This is a genomic window from Nocardia sp. NPDC006044 (assembly GCF_042871115.1).
Taxonomy (GTDB): Bacteria; Actinomycetota; Actinomycetes; order Mycobacteriales; family Mycobacteriaceae; genus Nocardia.
Genome location: NZ_JBIAID010000008.1, coordinates 68,630 through 83,016, shown reverse-complemented (window position 1 = coordinate 83,016; position 14,387 = coordinate 68,630). Strand labels below are relative to the sequence as shown.

The following is a 14,387-nucleotide window of genomic DNA, read 5'->3' as shown; positions in this document are numbered from 1 at the left end:
TCAGCGCTGGGGCGTGAGCTGAGCCGCGATCGCCGCCGGGACCGGGACGCCGCGCTTGCGCAGCTCGTGTTGAAACCGTTGCACCAGTGGGTCATTGGGTGTCGCGGTCAAGCAGACGACCTCGCGGAGGATCGGTGGGTGCAAGCTGCGCACGACGCCGGGGAAGGTCGCCGACAGCGCGGAGGTCGGCACGAGCGCGGTCCCGAGACCGGCGGCGGCGAGTTGCGCCGCGGTGTTCGCCTGCCTGGTGCGGGTCGCGGCGGTGAGCGTGACGCCGCGGCCGGCGGCGATCTCGTCCAGCCAGGCGCCGAGGCCGTTGTCGGGGTGATAGTGCACCACCGGTTCGGCGGCAATGTCGTTGAGGGTCAGCGGTTTCGCGGTATCCGCCGCCGCCCGGACGGCGACGATCTCTTCGCGGCCGATCACCTCCAGGTGGCCGTCCCATTGCATCGGACGCGGGCCGATGCCCAAGTCCGCGGCCCCCGCCCGTACCAGCTCCGAAAGTGCGTCGGCACTGGACATTTCGTTCAGCGTGACGTGCACGCCGGGATGCCGCCGCCACCACCCGCGCAATACCGGCGCGAGCAGCCCCGCGGTCATGCTCTCGGCGCAGGCGATGCGCAACTGCCCCTGCGTGCCGGCCGCGACGGCTCGCCCGGTGCTCACCACGCGCTCGGCCGCGGCCAGCGCCGCCCGCGCGTCCGCCACGATCGCCCGCCCCGCAGCCGTCGCCCGCACCCCGCGCGGTAATCGCTCCACCACCGGCGTGCCGATCTCGCGCTCCAGCGCCACGAGCTGATGCGACAGCGCGGGCTGCGACATGTGCAGGCGCGCGGCCGCCTCGGTCACCGATCCGAAGTCGAGCACGGCCACCAGACATTCGAGGGCGCGCAGTGTTGCCATTCGTAAATACTATCGGAAAGCAAGAAACAATCGATATCGCGACGGGATTGCTCGACTGATCGCCCACGTTGGAACCCGGTGTAGGTCAACCACAACGAGGAGACAGCGATGACAGGCACGATGGACGGCAAGAAACTCGTCATCATCGGCGGCGGTTCCGGCATCGGACGGCAGATCGCCGCGGACGCGATCGACGCCGGCGCGACGGTCGTACTGGCCGGGCGGAACCCGGAAGCGTTCGCCGATCTCGGTGACCGTGCCGGCAGCGCGGCCGTCGACCTGGGCGACGAGGAATCGATCGCGCGGCTGGCGACGGAGGTCGGCGAGGTCGACTATCTGGTGTCGGTCGCCGCCGCGCCGGCCAACGGACCGGTGACCGGCCTGGACCGGGCCGCTGTGACGCGGGCGTTCGATGCCAAAGTGATCGGACCGATCATGCTGGCCAAGCACTTCGGACCGCGCCTGCGCGAAGGCGGTGCGGTACTGCTGTTCTCCGGATTCGCGGCGTGGCGGCCCGCACCCGAACGTGTCGTGATGGCGACGACCAACGGTGCGGTGAGCTTCCTCGCCCAGGCGCTCGCGGTGGAACTCGCACCGATCCGGGTGAACGCGATATCCCCGGGCATCATCGACTCCGGAATGTGGGATCGCTTGGGGGAGGGGAAGAACGACTTTCTCGCCGGTGTTGCCGCGACCAATCCCGCACGCCGCGTTGGTGATCCGGCCGACATTTCGGCGGCCGCGTTGCTCGCGCTGACCAATCCCTTCGTGACCGGCACGACGTTGCACGTCGACGGCGGCGGGCGCCTGGCGTGAAAGCTGTTCGGCGACCGAATTACTCCTCGCGTGCGAGTCGGTGGCGTATTTCGGTCGCGAGTTGCTGGGGATCGATGCCGAGCGCTCGCAGGGCGGGATAGACGATCCCGTCCTCCCGTGCGAGGAGCCCGAGCAGCAAATGCCCGGTATCGACCCCGCTTTCGGTGGATTGGCGCGCTTCGACGGTGGCGCGGGCAAGGGCCTGCTGCGCTGCGGTGGTGAAGTGCGGGGTGACCGAGGGCACGGCCTGATAGGTCGCGCCGACGCGCAACGCGCGCCGCAGCCTCTCGTACGTCAAACCCAGCGCGGTGACGGCGGTCCCGATCGGGGTCTCGGGATCGTCGTCGGCCGTGCTGGTCAGCGCGAGCAACAGGTCGCTCGGTTCGATGTGCGCATGGTTGAGCGCCCGGGCCTCACGCAGGCTGTTCTCCAGTGCTTTCCGGGCCTGCTCGGTGAACGGGATGTGCCCGGAGACACTGTTGTCCGCGGTCCCCGGCGTCAGCGCGATCTGCGCCTTGGCCGTCGGCGGATCGATGCCCAGCTCGGTCAGCGCGCGTGCGGTGGTGGCCGCGGAACCGATCTCGCAGGCGCGCAGGACGGCGAGCAACATGTGTTCCGCGCCGATGTAGTCGTGGCCGCGCTCGCGCGCCTCTTCCTGGGTCAGGACGATCACCCGGCGGGCTTGATCGGAGAATTTCTCGAACATAGCGACCCCTTCCGGCCGTCGGCCGCTGATTTCGATGGTAGTCAACAATGCGCGGTCGCCGGTCGATATGCGTGGGTCGAGCGGCGGGGAAGCGCTGCGTGAACGGCGCGGTTGCGCGAATTCAGTCGCGTGCGGTCAGCGATTCGCGGCGGCGGGCGAGAAAGGCTCGTTCGGCGGCGTTCTCGGTGCGGGTGATCGCCGCGTCGAACGCCGCTGCGGCTTCCGTTGTGCGGCCGAGACGTTCGAGGAGGTCGGCTCGAATCGCGTGGTACAGGTGGTACTTTTCCAGGTCGAGATCGTCGAGCAGCGCGAGCGCGGTGGCGGGGCCGTCGACTTCGGCCACGGCGACGGCCCGGTTGAGTGCGACGATCGGGCTCGGTGTCCGGGAAGTCAGCTGGTCGTAGAGTCGCACGATCTGCGGCCAGTCGGTGGCTGCCGCGATCGGGGCGTCGGTGTGCACGGCATTGATCGCGGCCTGGATTTGATATGGACCAGGTTGGTTGCGGCGCAAGCACTCTCGCACGATCGCGTGTCCTTCGGTGATCTGCTTGCGATGCCAGCGGGTGCGGTCCTGTTCCGGCAGCGGCACCAGCGATCCGTCCGCGGCGGTGCGGGCCGGGCGACGGGCCTCGGTCAGCAACATCAGCGCGAGCAGGCCGGCGGCTTCTGGCTCGTCGGGCATGAGGTCGGTGAGCAGGCGACCGAGGCGAATTGCCTCGGCGCACAGGTCCGCTCGGACGAGCCGGTCGCCGGAAGTCGCAGTGTGACCCTCGGTGAAGATCAGATAGACGACCGCGAGCACGGCCTGCAACCGCGCCGGAAGATCGGCGTCGGCGGGTACGCGGTAGGGGATGCGGGCGGCGCGGATCTTGCCCTTGGCGCGCACAATCCGTTGCGCCATAGTCGATTCCACGGTCAGGAAGGCGCGGGCGATCTCCGGCGTGGTCAGTCCGCCGAGGAGCCGCAGGGTGAGTGCCACCTGGGCCGGGCGGCCCAGCGCGGGGTGGCAACAGGTGAAGATCAGCCGCAGTCGGTCGTCGCGCACCGCGCCCTCCTCGGCCGGTTCGTCGTCGGCGTGCAGCAACGCCGCCGCTGCGTAGCGGTCGGCGCGGGAGGCTTCCCGGCGGAGCCGATCGATCGCGCGGTTGCGGGCGGTGGTGATGATCCAGCCGGGCGGGCTCGGCGGCAGCCCGTCCGCCGGCCAGCGCAGCACCGCCGCGGTGAACGCGTCCTGCACCGCGTCTTCGGCGACTCCGATGTCGCCGAAGACGCGGGTCAGGCTGGCGACCGCGCGACCGTAGTGCTCGGTGAACACCGCTTCGATCACCGCGGCCGTCACGGGTTCGGCCATCTAGCTGTCCCGGAGCGGCCGGATCTCGATCGGCAGCGTGATCGCCTCGGTCAGCCGGCGACCCCACTCCAGAGCCTCGTCCAGATCGGCGGCCCGGATGATGGTGAATCCGCCGATGTGTTCCTTGCCCTCGACGTACGGGCCGTCGGTGATCAGCACGTCATCGCCCTTGGCGTGCACCACGGTCGCGGTACTCGGCGCGTGCAGTCCGGCCGCGAACACCCAGGCGCCCGCGGCCCGCAGGTCGGCGTTGACCGCATCGAGATCGCGCAGGATCTCGTCGATATTGTCCGGCACCCCTTCGCCGTCGGGCTGGTAGATGCTGAGCAGATACTGCGGCATCGTGGTCCTCCTCATCCGCGCTGGTAGGTGGCGATGATGACGCCCGTGGTGATAATCCTGCCCATCCTTGCTCCTCCGGTAAGGCCGATCCATCGTCGGCGTCACCAACTACACGAACGAGCCTCCACCAAATCGACACCCTCTCGGAAACTTCTTCCGCGAATCTCGATCGAGGACGCGGCTCGGCCGTGTCGCGTTCGCGAACTCAGACGTGGCAGCTGATTCGAACGGGACATGACTGAGTCGTCTCTCGACGTTTGCCTCGGTCATGTCCCGCTCGCGCCGAATCTAGCTTCTTTGGCTGGTCGGGCGGGGCGTGGAGGGTTCCGCCGGGGCCCGGTCGCCGGTTGTGGTGGGGCGCTCGTCAGTACGTGGGGAGGTTGAGGTTTGGGCGGGTTCGGAGGTCAGGTGGGGTTGGTGAGGGCTTGGATTTCGGTGTAGGGCGGGGCGGGGACTGGGATGGTGTTGTCTTGGCGGACTGCGCGAGCGGTGTCGAGGGCCGTGGTGAGGGCGGCGCGGTAGAGGAGGGAGCCGGTGCTCACGCGGCGGACGCCCAGAGCGGCGAGCGTGGCGATGGCGGGGCCGGCGGGGGAGTACAGGATGTTGATGGGCAGGGGGATGGTGGTGACGAGTTGGGTGATGCCGTCGGGGTCGGTCAGGCCGGGGACGAAGATGCCGTCGGCGCCCGCCGCGGTGTAGCGCTCGGCGCGGGTCAGGGTGCGGGCGATGTCGTCTTTCACCCAGTAGGTGTCCACTCTGGCATTGACGAACAGGTCGGGCACGCGTTGTTTGATCGCGGTGATCAGGTCGGCTTGGTGCTCGGGGTCGGCCAGGGTGCTGTCCGCGCGGCCGTCCTCCAGATTGATTCCGGCGATGCCCAGGTCTGCCAGTTGGGCGGCGTATTCGGCTACGGCAGCGGGGTTTTCGCTGAAGCCGCCCTCGATGTCGACGGTGACCGGCACGGGCAGGCGGGCGAGCAAGGTGGCCAGCGCGAGGGTCGCCTCGCCGGTGACGCCGGTGCCGTCCGGCAGGCCGGCCGCCACGGCGACGCCGAGGCTCGTGGTGCCGATCGCCGGAAAGCCTTCGGCGGCAAGCAATGCCGCGGAGCCGTAGTCCCAGGCGTTCGGCAGGACCAGCGGTTGGTCGCCGTGATGTAGTTCGTGGAAGAGCTTCGTCTTGTTCATTCGGACCCCTCGATGATTCCGGTGGCGATGGCGACGGCGTGTGCTCGGCCGGGGCAGGCGTGTGGCCCCGCACCGAAACCTAGTCCAGGGTGGCGCATGTCGAGTTCCACGATCTCGTCGTCGACGACCCGCCTGGTCGAACGCAGGGGTGGGTTCTCGTTCATGGTTCGTTCGATCAGTTCTTCGGCGGTGCCTGGTGCGTTCAGTTCTCGCGCGTTGGCGACCAACGCGCTCGTTGCGGCACAGGCCTGAACCAGCAGGCAGATTCGCGCGGCCGTGGCGTCGTCGGCGGCGCCGCAGGCCGCGACCAGTTCGGCTACAGCTTCGTCGGCCAACGGGTTGTCCGGCTCGAACGGCTGATAGTGCGCGGCGACCAAGGCGACGGCATCGACGGAAATGTCTTGCAGGCCAAGAGCTTGCGTCAGCACGCGGACGTGCGGCAGCGGTCCGTCGGCGGTGCGTGCGCGCTCCCGCAGATCGGCCGGGGAGAGCCGATCGAGTTCCGCGGTGACCAACGCGCGCAAACGCTGATGCTCGGAGCCGGTGCTGAAGCGGGGCACGTGCGCTCGCAGCCAGGCGATGCCGACCGGCCCATCCACTGCGGGCACGGCGGGCACCGGTGCGTCGATCAAGGTCGCGCGCACCTGATCGGGGTCGGTGATCAGCGGAACTATCCGATTCATGCGGTGACCGTAACTCCGGGACGTTTCGGTGGCCGCCGAAACGTTCGCACACCATCATGGGGTGGTGTCATCCAGAGGAGCCGAGCTGGCCGGCCTGGCCGCGTTGCTCGCCGACCGCACCCGCGCCGAGATGTGCCTCGCGCTGGTCGACGGCCGCGCGTGGACGGCGGGCGAGCTGGCCCGCCACGCCGGGGTCGCCGCATCGACCGCCACCGAACATCTGCACCGCCTGCTCGACGGCGGGCTGCTCGTCGAACGCAGGCAGGGCAGGCATCGCTACGTGCAGCTCGCGGGCCCGCAGGTGGCCGAGCTGCTGGAGTCCATGATCACCCACCTCGACCCACCCCGCCCGGCCGTGACCAATCTCCGAACCGCCACTGTCGCTGCCGCTTTGGCGCGCGGCCGGACCTGCTACGACCACCTGGCCGGTCGTCTCGGCGTGGCCATCACCGATGCCATGACCACCCGTTGCCTGCTCGATCAGAGCGGGGGTTTCGCGCTCACCGAAGCCGGTTTGTCCTGGCTGACCGGACCTCTAGGGGTCCGGTCAGCCGATTTGCACTCCACCCGCCGCCCGCTGGCTCGCGCCTGCCTCGACTGGACCGAACGCCGTACCCACCTCGGCGGCGCCGCCGGCGCGCACCTCTGCCGCCGCCTGCACGAACTCGACTGGATCGCCCGCGTCGGCACCGGCCGCGCCGTCCGCGTCACCTCGAAGGGCGAGTCCGGCCTGCACACGCTGCTGGACATCGACCCGTCCGTTCTCGAGCTGACTCCTACGCCGGATCCCGCAACTGCCGAAGCCGATACGCGACCCGCGAGATGATCCCCGCCATCATCCGAGCCGCCGATTCCAACCGCTCCAGCAACTCGGCCAACTCTTCCTCGGTGGCCCGCGAAACGTCCAGCCCGCGCAGCGCGGCCACCGCACGCTCCAGCGCGCTGACCTGCTCCTCATAGGCTGTGTTCGAACGCATGTTCTAATGATAGCGCATCTAGTGCGTCACCATATGTGGCAGGTTCGCCAGGTTAAAGGTCTTGGACCCACAAGCCCAGAAGGAGACGCTATGTCGCGGTCGGCGAGGTCGAGGATCCCGGTCGAGGACAAGCTGCGGATCGTCCTATCGGTCCTCCGGGGCGAGATGAGCGTGTCCGAGGCGGCGCGGAGCACCTGTATCGCGGTGTCATCGCCGACGGTGACGCGTTGGACATGGAGGTCCACCGATTCCGCGTCATCTACAACACCCTCCGGCCTCATCAAGCACTCGGAGACCGGACACCCAAGGAATTCTATCTGCGCGGTTGATCCAGCTCGGAACGCGAAATGCATTGGGAGATATGGCTTCTCCGCAGCTGGCATCGGTACGCCGGTGCCGGGCTGTGTGGGCTCGCTCAGCTGCGCAGGGGGGCGGAAGAACTCGCGCAGGTCGTAGGCGTAGCGGTCGGGTTGTTCGAAGGGGGCGAAGTGGCCGCCGCGGTCGGGTTCGCTGAGGTAGACCAGGTTGCTGGTGCGTTCGAGCCACGCCTTGGGCGGGCGCAGCACGTCGCCGGGGAAGATCGAGTAGCCCGAGGGGCCTCGACGCGGCGGTCGACGCGTGCCGGGTCGATGGCGGCGTTGGCCGAGTACATGCGCATGGAGGAGCCGATGGTGCCGGTCAGCCAGTAGATCATGACGTTGGTGAGGATTTCGTCTTTGGTGTAGACGGTTTCGATGTCGCCGTCGCCGTCGCTCCAGGCGCGCATCTTGTCGATGACCCAGGCCGACGGGGGAATCAGTGAGCCCGAAGGGTCCTCGGGTGCGTCGGGCCAGCGCGTGGCGTGCAGCCGCCTGCACAGATCGTCCAGCACGGCCTCGTCGGTGCGAGGCGTGAACGTTTCAATGCCGTTGGTAGAGGTTGTTTGCGTCATGCGGACCATCCGTATCCGCAAGCCCTTCAGATTTCTGGTGAAACGTGGGTCATGTCACCAGAGCTTGACCGTACGCCGGAAACAGCGTCAGCCGATCAACCGCAACACAATCGCAAACATTGGAGGATACAACCCAACTAAGGTATCAGCCCTGCCGCGTGGTTGACGCAAGACAGTGTCCAGAAGCCACTACGCCGAAGCCAGGCGTAATCGACAAAAGGGTAACGATGGTCAATGGGATCGGCCATAGCCGGGAGTGCGAACGTCGGCTACGGGTCGAGTAGAACAGTTCGGTCTGCCAGCAGTTTCCAGGTCCCACCTTTTCCGGGGTCACATTCGAACCCCACGCCGTGATATCGGACTACGTTGTACTGCCATTCGGTCGCTCCCGCTATCAACTGAGCGAGAGCCTGGAGATACGACTTAACTTCTGCCGTGGAGCCCCATGGCGTATTGAGAATAGTAGCGCTCAGCTGGTGAAAATCGCGTTCGGCTTGAGCCGCTAGCGATAACACCAGGTTGACCGCTTCCTGTAACTGCGCTCCGCTATTCATGGCAAAGCAGAGCAAGTTCGCGTGTTCCCCGCCGAAGTGCTCGATTCGAAACGAGCAGATCTCGTTGACATACAGAGTCTGGAGACCGGCGAGTCGGGTGACTTTTCGTAGTATCGGGTGTTGTTCGTGTTCGACTGTCAAGTCGACTCCGGCGATGTGCTCGGTCCATGTCTCGAACCATTGCAGTCCCACCGATCGTGTCCGCATGTCGATACAGCCATGCAGGTCGAGTGTCGGCCCGTGTTGGGAGTCGACCATGTATTCGATCTGTTCGGCGAAGCCGTCGAATATAATCGCTACACCCTCGCGGACCCTCCCGGCGACCCCGGGTTCCATTGTCTCGGTACACACCGAGAGAGTCTCCAAGAAGAATCTGTCCTGTATCGTCGCGGGTTCAGCGAGGCCACGTATCTGCTTCGCAATTTGTGTCGGTCCCTCAGCGGCGCGGTGCCCTTTGGATTCCCAATCGATACAGGCGTCGTCCAGCCAAAATGCGAGGTGATTGAAGTTCCACGCATGCATCAATTGTTCGCGTGACGCGGTGGGAAAGCATGATCCGAGCCAGGACGGCGAGCGGCGAGCGAGGAAAGAGTCAGCATCTCCTCCATAAAGCTGAGGCAGATGATGGCGAGCCCACGCATTGGATTCTTGCTCGACCTCTAGCGCGTCCGGGTGGGGCCGCACGGGCACCATGCACGGCAGCGGATCGACATGGAACTCACTTCCCGGCACGACCACTGAGCACAGCCTGGCCGAGCGTGGACAGGATTCCGCGAGCATCCCCGACGGTCGTTCGTCACCCGCTCTGTTCATGGTTGAGAAGCCTCCAAATCTGCAATTCGTTGATTTGACCCGCGATGCACGCTCGCCGCCGGTGTCGTCGTGTTCATGAGGTTCTGGCCGTCGCAGTGGCTGCGAGTTCGCGCAGCGACTCGCCGGCGCCGGGCGGGAAAGGCGCTTGATCCAGCGCACGTAGAGCCTGATGCAGTCGTGTCGTGATGAGGCGCTCGACCTGAGCGCGTGCTCCGGTGGCGTCCAGGATGTCGCGGAGTTCATCCGCGTGCGATTCGTCGAGGGTGGGCTCACCGATCATGCTGCCGATCCGGTGGCGCTGTGCGTCGTCTGTGTGTTGCCATGCTAGGGCCATAAGCACGGTCGCTTTGCCTTCACGCAGGTCGTCGAGGGCGGATTTGCCGGTGAAGGTCGGGGTTGCCGAACACTCCCAGCAGATCGTCGCGCAGTTGGAACGCCTCCCCCAGCGGAATGGCGAAGGCCGTGCACGCGCGGTGAACGTCGGCGTCGGCGTCGGCGAGCTGAGCGCCGACGCGCAGCGGATACTCCACGGTGTACTTGGCGGTTTTGAGCAAGCCGATCTCGACGGCACCGCCGAGGTCGACTGGCCAGGTCCGGGCCGCGCGCAGATCGAGGTACTGACCGACCATCGTGTCGGTGCGCATACGATCCAGCAACGACCAGGTGGCCTCCGCGGTCGCGGGAGCCATTGGTGCGCTGCGCACGAGCTCGTGGAACCAGCCGAACGCCAGATCCGACAACAGCAAGGCGGCGGCGACGCCGAGTTCGCCGGCGGCTGGATGGCCTGCATGACCGATCGCTAGCTGCCGGTGCACCACTGGCCGGCCACGCCGGGTGTGACTGTGGTCCATGATGTCGTCCTGGATCAACGCGAAAGCGTGGAAAAGCTCCAGCGCAGCGGCGACACGAAGCACCGACACCGACGGCGCACCGGTAGCCCCTGCCGCCCGCCAGCCGTGCAGGCACAGGGCAGGCTGCAGACGCTTACCACCCACCAGGAACTCACTCAGCGCATCGACGAACATCGGCAACTCGCCCCTGCCCAACGGCAACGAACAATCACTGCGCTTCTGATGCAGAAACTCCGACAAGGTGGCATCGATGAGGTCCTGCTCACCCAGCAGCGTCCGGTGAATATCATCGGCGCCGATCATCGTGAAATACCAAGGCACGGCGATTGCTTCGAGAATCGACGTGGCGACATCGCCGCGTTCTCCCCATCGAACTGTTCGCTGCCGAGCGCGAGAGACATAGAGGCCCTTTCGTTCGAGCTTCACGTCTGATGTTGTGACAGCGCAACGATATTCGCACGCGAAAGGCACGCTCGTTACCGTTTCGGTTCCAGCATGTAATCGCGTGTACAACGTCGGGAATGGTTGGAACACACACGCGGTTACGGCTTCTCATGACATGAGGCCGACCGCCCTACCGGGCGTGGGCTTGAAAAGGGAATGTCAAGGACAACTATATTGCGAATCGCGCCAGATGCTGATGTCGCCTCAGCCGAGCAGTTCTTCACGGTGTGATCGGGTCCGACACCGACCTAGTTCTTCTCGCGGTCCACGTGACGGAGTGGCTTGAACGCCGGCATGAACGCGCCTCGCCAGCGCAGGCGAAGGTGGCTCCGGAAACCTCTCAACCCGGTGCGGCCCGGCAACTCCGCAGAGGCCGGGCCTGGTTGATCGGCCCCGAGGGTCTTGCATCGCACAACCTCGGTTGCCCCAGACAATTCGGCCCGGAGACTGGCGAGTTCGGACCAGGCGACGCTGATGTCGTTGCCGTTGCGTGAGAGCAGCCGCAGCTCGTACGGCGAGAACCTCTTCGGGACCTCTGCTACGACGGTGTCGTGCACAGCTGCCGTCGATGCTTGATACGCCGCGAACTAGAACTGCGACTACAACCATCCGGGATACTCCGGCACGACAGGACGGTTCACCCAGGTGGTCTGGAAGGGCACCCAGCGGATGGGATTCGGAATTCGCCACGACCAGCGACGGCCGGACCTACGTGGTGGTCGAATACGACCCGCTCGGAAATATCAACGGGTCTGTCCGAAAGACGATGGCCGCCCGGTAGAAGAACGCACGGAACTGCCGCTGGGCGCGCGTTGGCCGGACCCGTCCCGGGGAGGTCCCTCGAAACGTTCTACAGGCTTGCAGAGAACCTCGGCGTCGGCATCTCTGTGGATGACCTCCTCAACCGTCCCGTCCTCAGCGGTCGGCTCCTGCCCCCTGCCTCGCGGTAGCTGCCGAGTCACCCAACACGCGAGCCGACACTTCAGGTGGTGCAGACGAACCATCACATAATCGGCAAGGGCGTGCGTTGAGAAGCGCTGTCAGCCAACCAGGTTGGACGCCCAATAAACGCGCGCCATGCGGCAGTTGAGTGCGTTCTCAGGACGAGCCGACGGTGCCTCAGCATTCCGGCCTGAGAGCTCAATGGCCAGACTCGGCGTCGCTGCCGACAGCGGGGAGGGGTGACTGCGTTAGCGTCGACAGATGCCGAAGGGAATGACCGCAAAGGGTGAGGCCACCCGAGCGCGCCTCGTGGCCGGGGCAGCCGAGGTAGTCATGGCACGCGGTATCAGCGATGTGACAGTCGATGACGTGTGCGCCCACACCGGCACCAGCAAAAGCCAACTGTTTCACTACTTTCCGGGCGGAAAGGAGGAACTGTTCGTCGCGGTTGCCCAGCAAGAGGCCGAACGGGTGCTTGATGGCATGGCGGCCCGTATGAACCCGCTGACCAGTTGGGCCGCCTGGGAACTGTGGCGCGTGCAGTTGCTCGGGGAGTTCGACAGTCGAGGTGGGGATTGTCCGCTGCGGGTGCTGGTCAACCAGGTCGCACCCGCGAGTGAGTTATCTGCGGTCTGCGGCCGCCCGGCCGTAGATCGTACTTGCTGGTCCAATTTGGTCGGCCGAGTATGGCAGTCATGACAACCAACACCTCGGCGGCCGCGGTGCAGGCGGCTCAAAACTATCTCGATGCCCTCTGTGGCAACGATCTCGACTCGCTCATCGCGTTGTTCGCCGACGATGTCACCTGGGAGGACCCGGTCGGCTCCGATCCGGTCCGAGGGCGCGCGGCGCTGCGGAAGATCTACGCGTCGGTCGTCGGCAATTTCAGCGCGCAGCTCGACACCCCGATCCGGGGCTCGCACGCCAACCAAGCAGCCATGGCGTTCACCTTCGAATTCGACCTCGACGGCACCCACACCCGAGCCCGCGCCATCGACGTCATCACCGTGAACGACCACGGCCTGATCACTGGACTACAGGCGTACTGGTCCATCGACGACGTCGAAGCACTCCCGACGTCGCAGTGAGATCCATCGACGGGAATTCCGCAGTCGCCGACACTGCCCTCGCGCACTTGCACGGTAATCGGCTACGGGACGTTGACATCGCCGGGCCCCCGACGGACCGTTAACTCAACCGTCGACCGAACCCTGCCACCCGGTTGACGCAAGACACACCCCCACCTTCAGCTCAGACCGCAGGACCTCGGACCGGCCGAATCTAGTTCAGAAATCCCGAGATCTGATCAAATCCGAAAACCAGCTCAGGACACACGAAACCCCCAGCTCTCAGGCCAGACTGCTCAATCAGAGGTCGGTGAAACTCAACGGTTATCACTTGAACGCGAAGTTGCCCAGGAGTGCGACGGTGAGCCGGCCCATGGCCACGGCCCAGCGGGCGATGCGTTCGATCAGTCCCCACCGCCGGGCCCCAGGCCGCGACGCGTTCGGAAGTCCGGCCGTGTTCGGCGTGGCGTAGATGTTTCAGGGCCGCGCCGGTGTCCGCACAGTCACTCGTCGACCGGCACCGCGGGTGCGGCGGGTACGTCGAGTCCGTCTGTCAGCCCGGTCAGGACGGCGTCGAAGTTGTGGGCCAAGCCGGTCAGGCCGGTGTCGGTGTCGGCGGCCCAGAGGTCCATGGCCAGCAGCGCGGCGGTGTTCCAGGTGGCCGCGGCCAGTTGGACGCGCAGGTCGGTCACCGGCAGGCCGCTGCGGTGGGCGAATTCGGCGGCCATCTCCTGGCGCCGCCGCAGCGCTTGGGGCCAGTTTCCTTGCTGGAGTTCGGGATTGGCGATCATCAGGCGGCGGACTCGGCGCAGGGTGTCGAGTTGATGTGCGGTCATGACGAGTTCGCCTTTGCCGTAGAGCAACTCCCACACCACGGCCCGGCTCGCGGTGAGCACCGATTCGGTGGCGGGGCGGTCGCGCAGCACAGCCAGGATCTGATTGGTCAGATCGTCGTCGTAGCCGTGGATCACCGCGGCTTTGGCGGGAAAGTGGCGGTGGACGGTGCGTCGGGTCACCCCGGCGGCGTCGGCGATCTGCTGCACGGTGACCTGGTCGAAGCCTTGTTGTTCGAATAGATCCAGCGCCGCGTCGACGATGGCGCGGCGCACCATCGCCTTGGCTTTCGCCTGTTCTGCTGTCAGCACCATGAAATTGCTACGGTCCGTTCGTTCGTCCTGTGCGACGTCTTCACTGTAGGCACGCGAGTCTCGCGTACCGGTCCAGCGCTGACGCCTGTGTGGCGGAGCCGGGTATCGGATCGGCTATTGATTGTCTCTTTGCGTCGATCTGACGTCAGTATAATTCAGTCGGGCACATTCGAGAGCGAAGGTAACTCGGTCGACACGGCCACTGGCCGTGCTTGCAGGCGGGTGTGGCCCGCCACGCCCTGGGAATCCGCCCATCAAGGGTCGGAACCCCTTGTCAAATCGCGTCCGTGCTGCAAGTAGCGGCCGTTCAGTCGCCTGCGGCTGTCGTATGCGGAATCGGCCAGGCGGTGCGCTTCACCGCTTGAAGCCGATCTGTGGTCCGCACTCGAGGGTCGCTTCGGTGTCCCTGCTCACAATCCGTAGGTAGGGTCAGCGACTACGGCTAACCTACCTTTGATGGTCACTTTGAGACAGGCTGTTCGGTTCGCCGGTGCGGTGCCGGTGGATCGGCCCACCGAGAGGACCGATGATGACGACCACGACAACCTTCGATGTCCTGGATTCGCGGCTGCCGAGCCTGACCGATTTCTATCGGGATCTGCACGAGCACCCCGGAGCTGTCGTTCCAGGAGCCTGGCTCGGCGCCGCCGGCCACTGAAGCACCCCTGACCGAGT

Annotated in this window: 18 protein-coding genes; 6 read left to right on the top strand and 12 right to left on the bottom strand. The window is 66.0% G+C overall.

All coding sequences use genetic code 11. The annotated features are described in order from the left end of the window. Positions 1–903 carry a LysR substrate-binding domain-containing protein gene (locus ACFYO1_RS42310; protein WP_387244872.1) on the bottom strand — a complete coding sequence of 301 codons (903 nt, stop codon included), beginning with the start codon at positions 901–903 and terminating at the stop codon, positions 1–3. Positions 904–1,011: 108 nt separating this feature from the next. On the opposite strand from ACFYO1_RS42310, the gene ACFYO1_RS42305 reads away from it, so the two are divergent. Beyond that, a complete protein-coding gene (locus ACFYO1_RS42305) occupies positions 1,012–1,719 on the top strand; it encodes an SDR family oxidoreductase (protein ID WP_387244867.1) in 708 nt (235 codons plus the stop codon). Between the two features lie 19 nt (positions 1,720–1,738). On the opposite strand, the gene ACFYO1_RS42300 is transcribed toward ACFYO1_RS42305, so the two are convergent. The 5 genes from ACFYO1_RS42300 to ACFYO1_RS42280 form a co-directional block, all read right to left on the bottom strand. Next, positions 1,739–2,425 (bottom strand): Clp protease N-terminal domain-containing protein, encoded by a 687-nt coding sequence (locus ACFYO1_RS42300; protein WP_387244864.1) that lies wholly within the window; start codon positions 2,423–2,425, stop codon positions 1,739–1,741. Positions 2,426–2,546: 121 nt separating this feature from the next. Continuing rightward, a complete protein-coding gene (locus ACFYO1_RS42295) occupies positions 2,547–3,776 on the bottom strand; it encodes an RNA polymerase sigma factor (protein ID WP_387244861.1) in 1,230 nt (409 codons plus the stop codon). Then, on the bottom strand, positions 3,777–4,118 hold the full coding sequence (locus ACFYO1_RS42290) for a YciI family protein (RefSeq protein WP_387244858.1): 342 nt from the start codon (positions 4,116–4,118) through the stop codon (positions 3,777–3,779). A gap of 404 nt (positions 4,119–4,522) precedes the next feature. Then, positions 4,523–5,302: an isocitrate lyase/phosphoenolpyruvate mutase family protein gene (locus ACFYO1_RS42285; protein ID WP_387244855.1), complete on the bottom strand. Its 780-nt coding sequence runs from the start codon at positions 5,300–5,302 to the stop codon at positions 4,523–4,525. Then, positions 5,299–5,985 carry a hypothetical protein gene (locus tag ACFYO1_RS42280; protein WP_387244852.1) on the bottom strand — a complete coding sequence of 229 codons (687 nt, stop codon included), beginning with the start codon at positions 5,983–5,985 and terminating at the stop codon, positions 5,299–5,301. The genes ACFYO1_RS42285 and ACFYO1_RS42280 overlap by 4 nt, the downstream gene beginning before the upstream one ends. Before the next feature lie 64 nt (positions 5,986–6,049). On the opposite strand from ACFYO1_RS42280, the gene ACFYO1_RS42275 reads away from it, so the two are divergent. Continuing rightward, a complete protein-coding gene (locus ACFYO1_RS42275) occupies positions 6,050–6,811 on the top strand; it encodes an ArsR/SmtB family transcription factor (RefSeq protein WP_387244849.1) in 762 nt (253 codons plus the stop codon). Here the strand turns inward: ACFYO1_RS42275 and ACFYO1_RS42270 are convergent. Further along, positions 6,762–6,962, bottom strand: coding sequence for a hypothetical protein (locus ACFYO1_RS42270; RefSeq protein WP_387244846.1), 201 nt, complete (start codon positions 6,960–6,962; stop codon positions 6,762–6,764). The two genes, ACFYO1_RS42275 and ACFYO1_RS42270, sit on opposite strands and share 50 nt — an antisense overlap. A 146-nt stretch (positions 6,963–7,108) precedes the next feature. Here ACFYO1_RS42270 and ACFYO1_RS42265 point away from each other — a divergent pair, with 146 nt between their 5' ends. Beyond that, positions 7,109–7,291: an integrase core domain-containing protein gene (locus ACFYO1_RS42265; RefSeq protein WP_387245226.1), complete on the top strand. Its 183-nt coding sequence runs from the start codon at positions 7,109–7,111 to the stop codon at positions 7,289–7,291. An 86-nt stretch (positions 7,292–7,377) separates the two neighbouring features. Here the strand turns inward: ACFYO1_RS42265 and ACFYO1_RS42260 are convergent, their stop codons facing one another. The 4 genes from ACFYO1_RS42260 to ACFYO1_RS42245 form a co-directional block, all read right to left on the bottom strand. Next, positions 7,378–7,893: a hypothetical protein gene (locus ACFYO1_RS42260; protein ID WP_387244843.1), complete on the bottom strand. Its 516-nt coding sequence runs from the start codon at positions 7,891–7,893 to the stop codon at positions 7,378–7,380. Between the two features lie 269 nt (positions 7,894–8,162). Beyond that, on the bottom strand, positions 8,163–9,185 hold the full coding sequence (locus ACFYO1_RS42255; protein ID WP_387244840.1) for a terpene synthase family protein: 1,023 nt from the start codon (positions 9,183–9,185) through the stop codon (positions 8,163–8,165). 148 nt (positions 9,186–9,333) lie between these two features. Then, a complete protein-coding gene (locus ACFYO1_RS42250; RefSeq protein WP_387244838.1) occupies positions 9,334–9,540 on the bottom strand; it encodes a hypothetical protein in 207 nt (68 codons plus the stop codon). Between the two features lie 73 nt (positions 9,541–9,613). Next, on the bottom strand, positions 9,614–10,537 hold the full coding sequence (locus ACFYO1_RS42245) for a polyprenyl synthetase family protein (RefSeq protein ID WP_387244835.1): 924 nt from the start codon (positions 10,535–10,537) through the stop codon (positions 9,614–9,616). 1,221 nt (positions 10,538–11,758) lie between these two features. On the opposite strand from ACFYO1_RS42245, the gene ACFYO1_RS42240 reads away from it, so the two are divergent. Beyond that, positions 11,759–12,196, top strand: coding sequence for a TetR/AcrR family transcriptional regulator (locus ACFYO1_RS42240; RefSeq protein WP_387244832.1), 438 nt, complete (start codon positions 11,759–11,761; stop codon positions 12,194–12,196). Continuing rightward, entirely contained in the window at positions 12,193–12,585 is a 393-nt protein-coding gene (locus tag ACFYO1_RS42235; protein ID WP_387244829.1) for a nuclear transport factor 2 family protein, read from the top strand. Before ACFYO1_RS42240 ends, ACFYO1_RS42235 begins: the two co-directional genes overlap by 4 nt. Positions 12,586–13,067: 482 nt before the next feature. On the opposite strand, the gene ACFYO1_RS42230 is transcribed toward ACFYO1_RS42235, so the two are convergent. Further along, positions 13,068–13,709 (bottom strand): TetR family transcriptional regulator, encoded by a 642-nt coding sequence (locus ACFYO1_RS42230; RefSeq protein WP_387244826.1) that lies wholly within the window; start codon positions 13,707–13,709, stop codon positions 13,068–13,070. A gap of 532 nt (positions 13,710–14,241) precedes the next feature. Here ACFYO1_RS42230 and ACFYO1_RS42225 point away from each other — a divergent pair. Beyond that, positions 14,242–14,370 carry a hypothetical protein gene (locus tag ACFYO1_RS42225; RefSeq protein WP_387244823.1) on the top strand — a complete coding sequence of 43 codons (129 nt, stop codon included), beginning with the start codon at positions 14,242–14,244 and terminating at the stop codon, positions 14,368–14,370. Positions 14,371–14,387 lie beyond the last annotated feature (17 nt).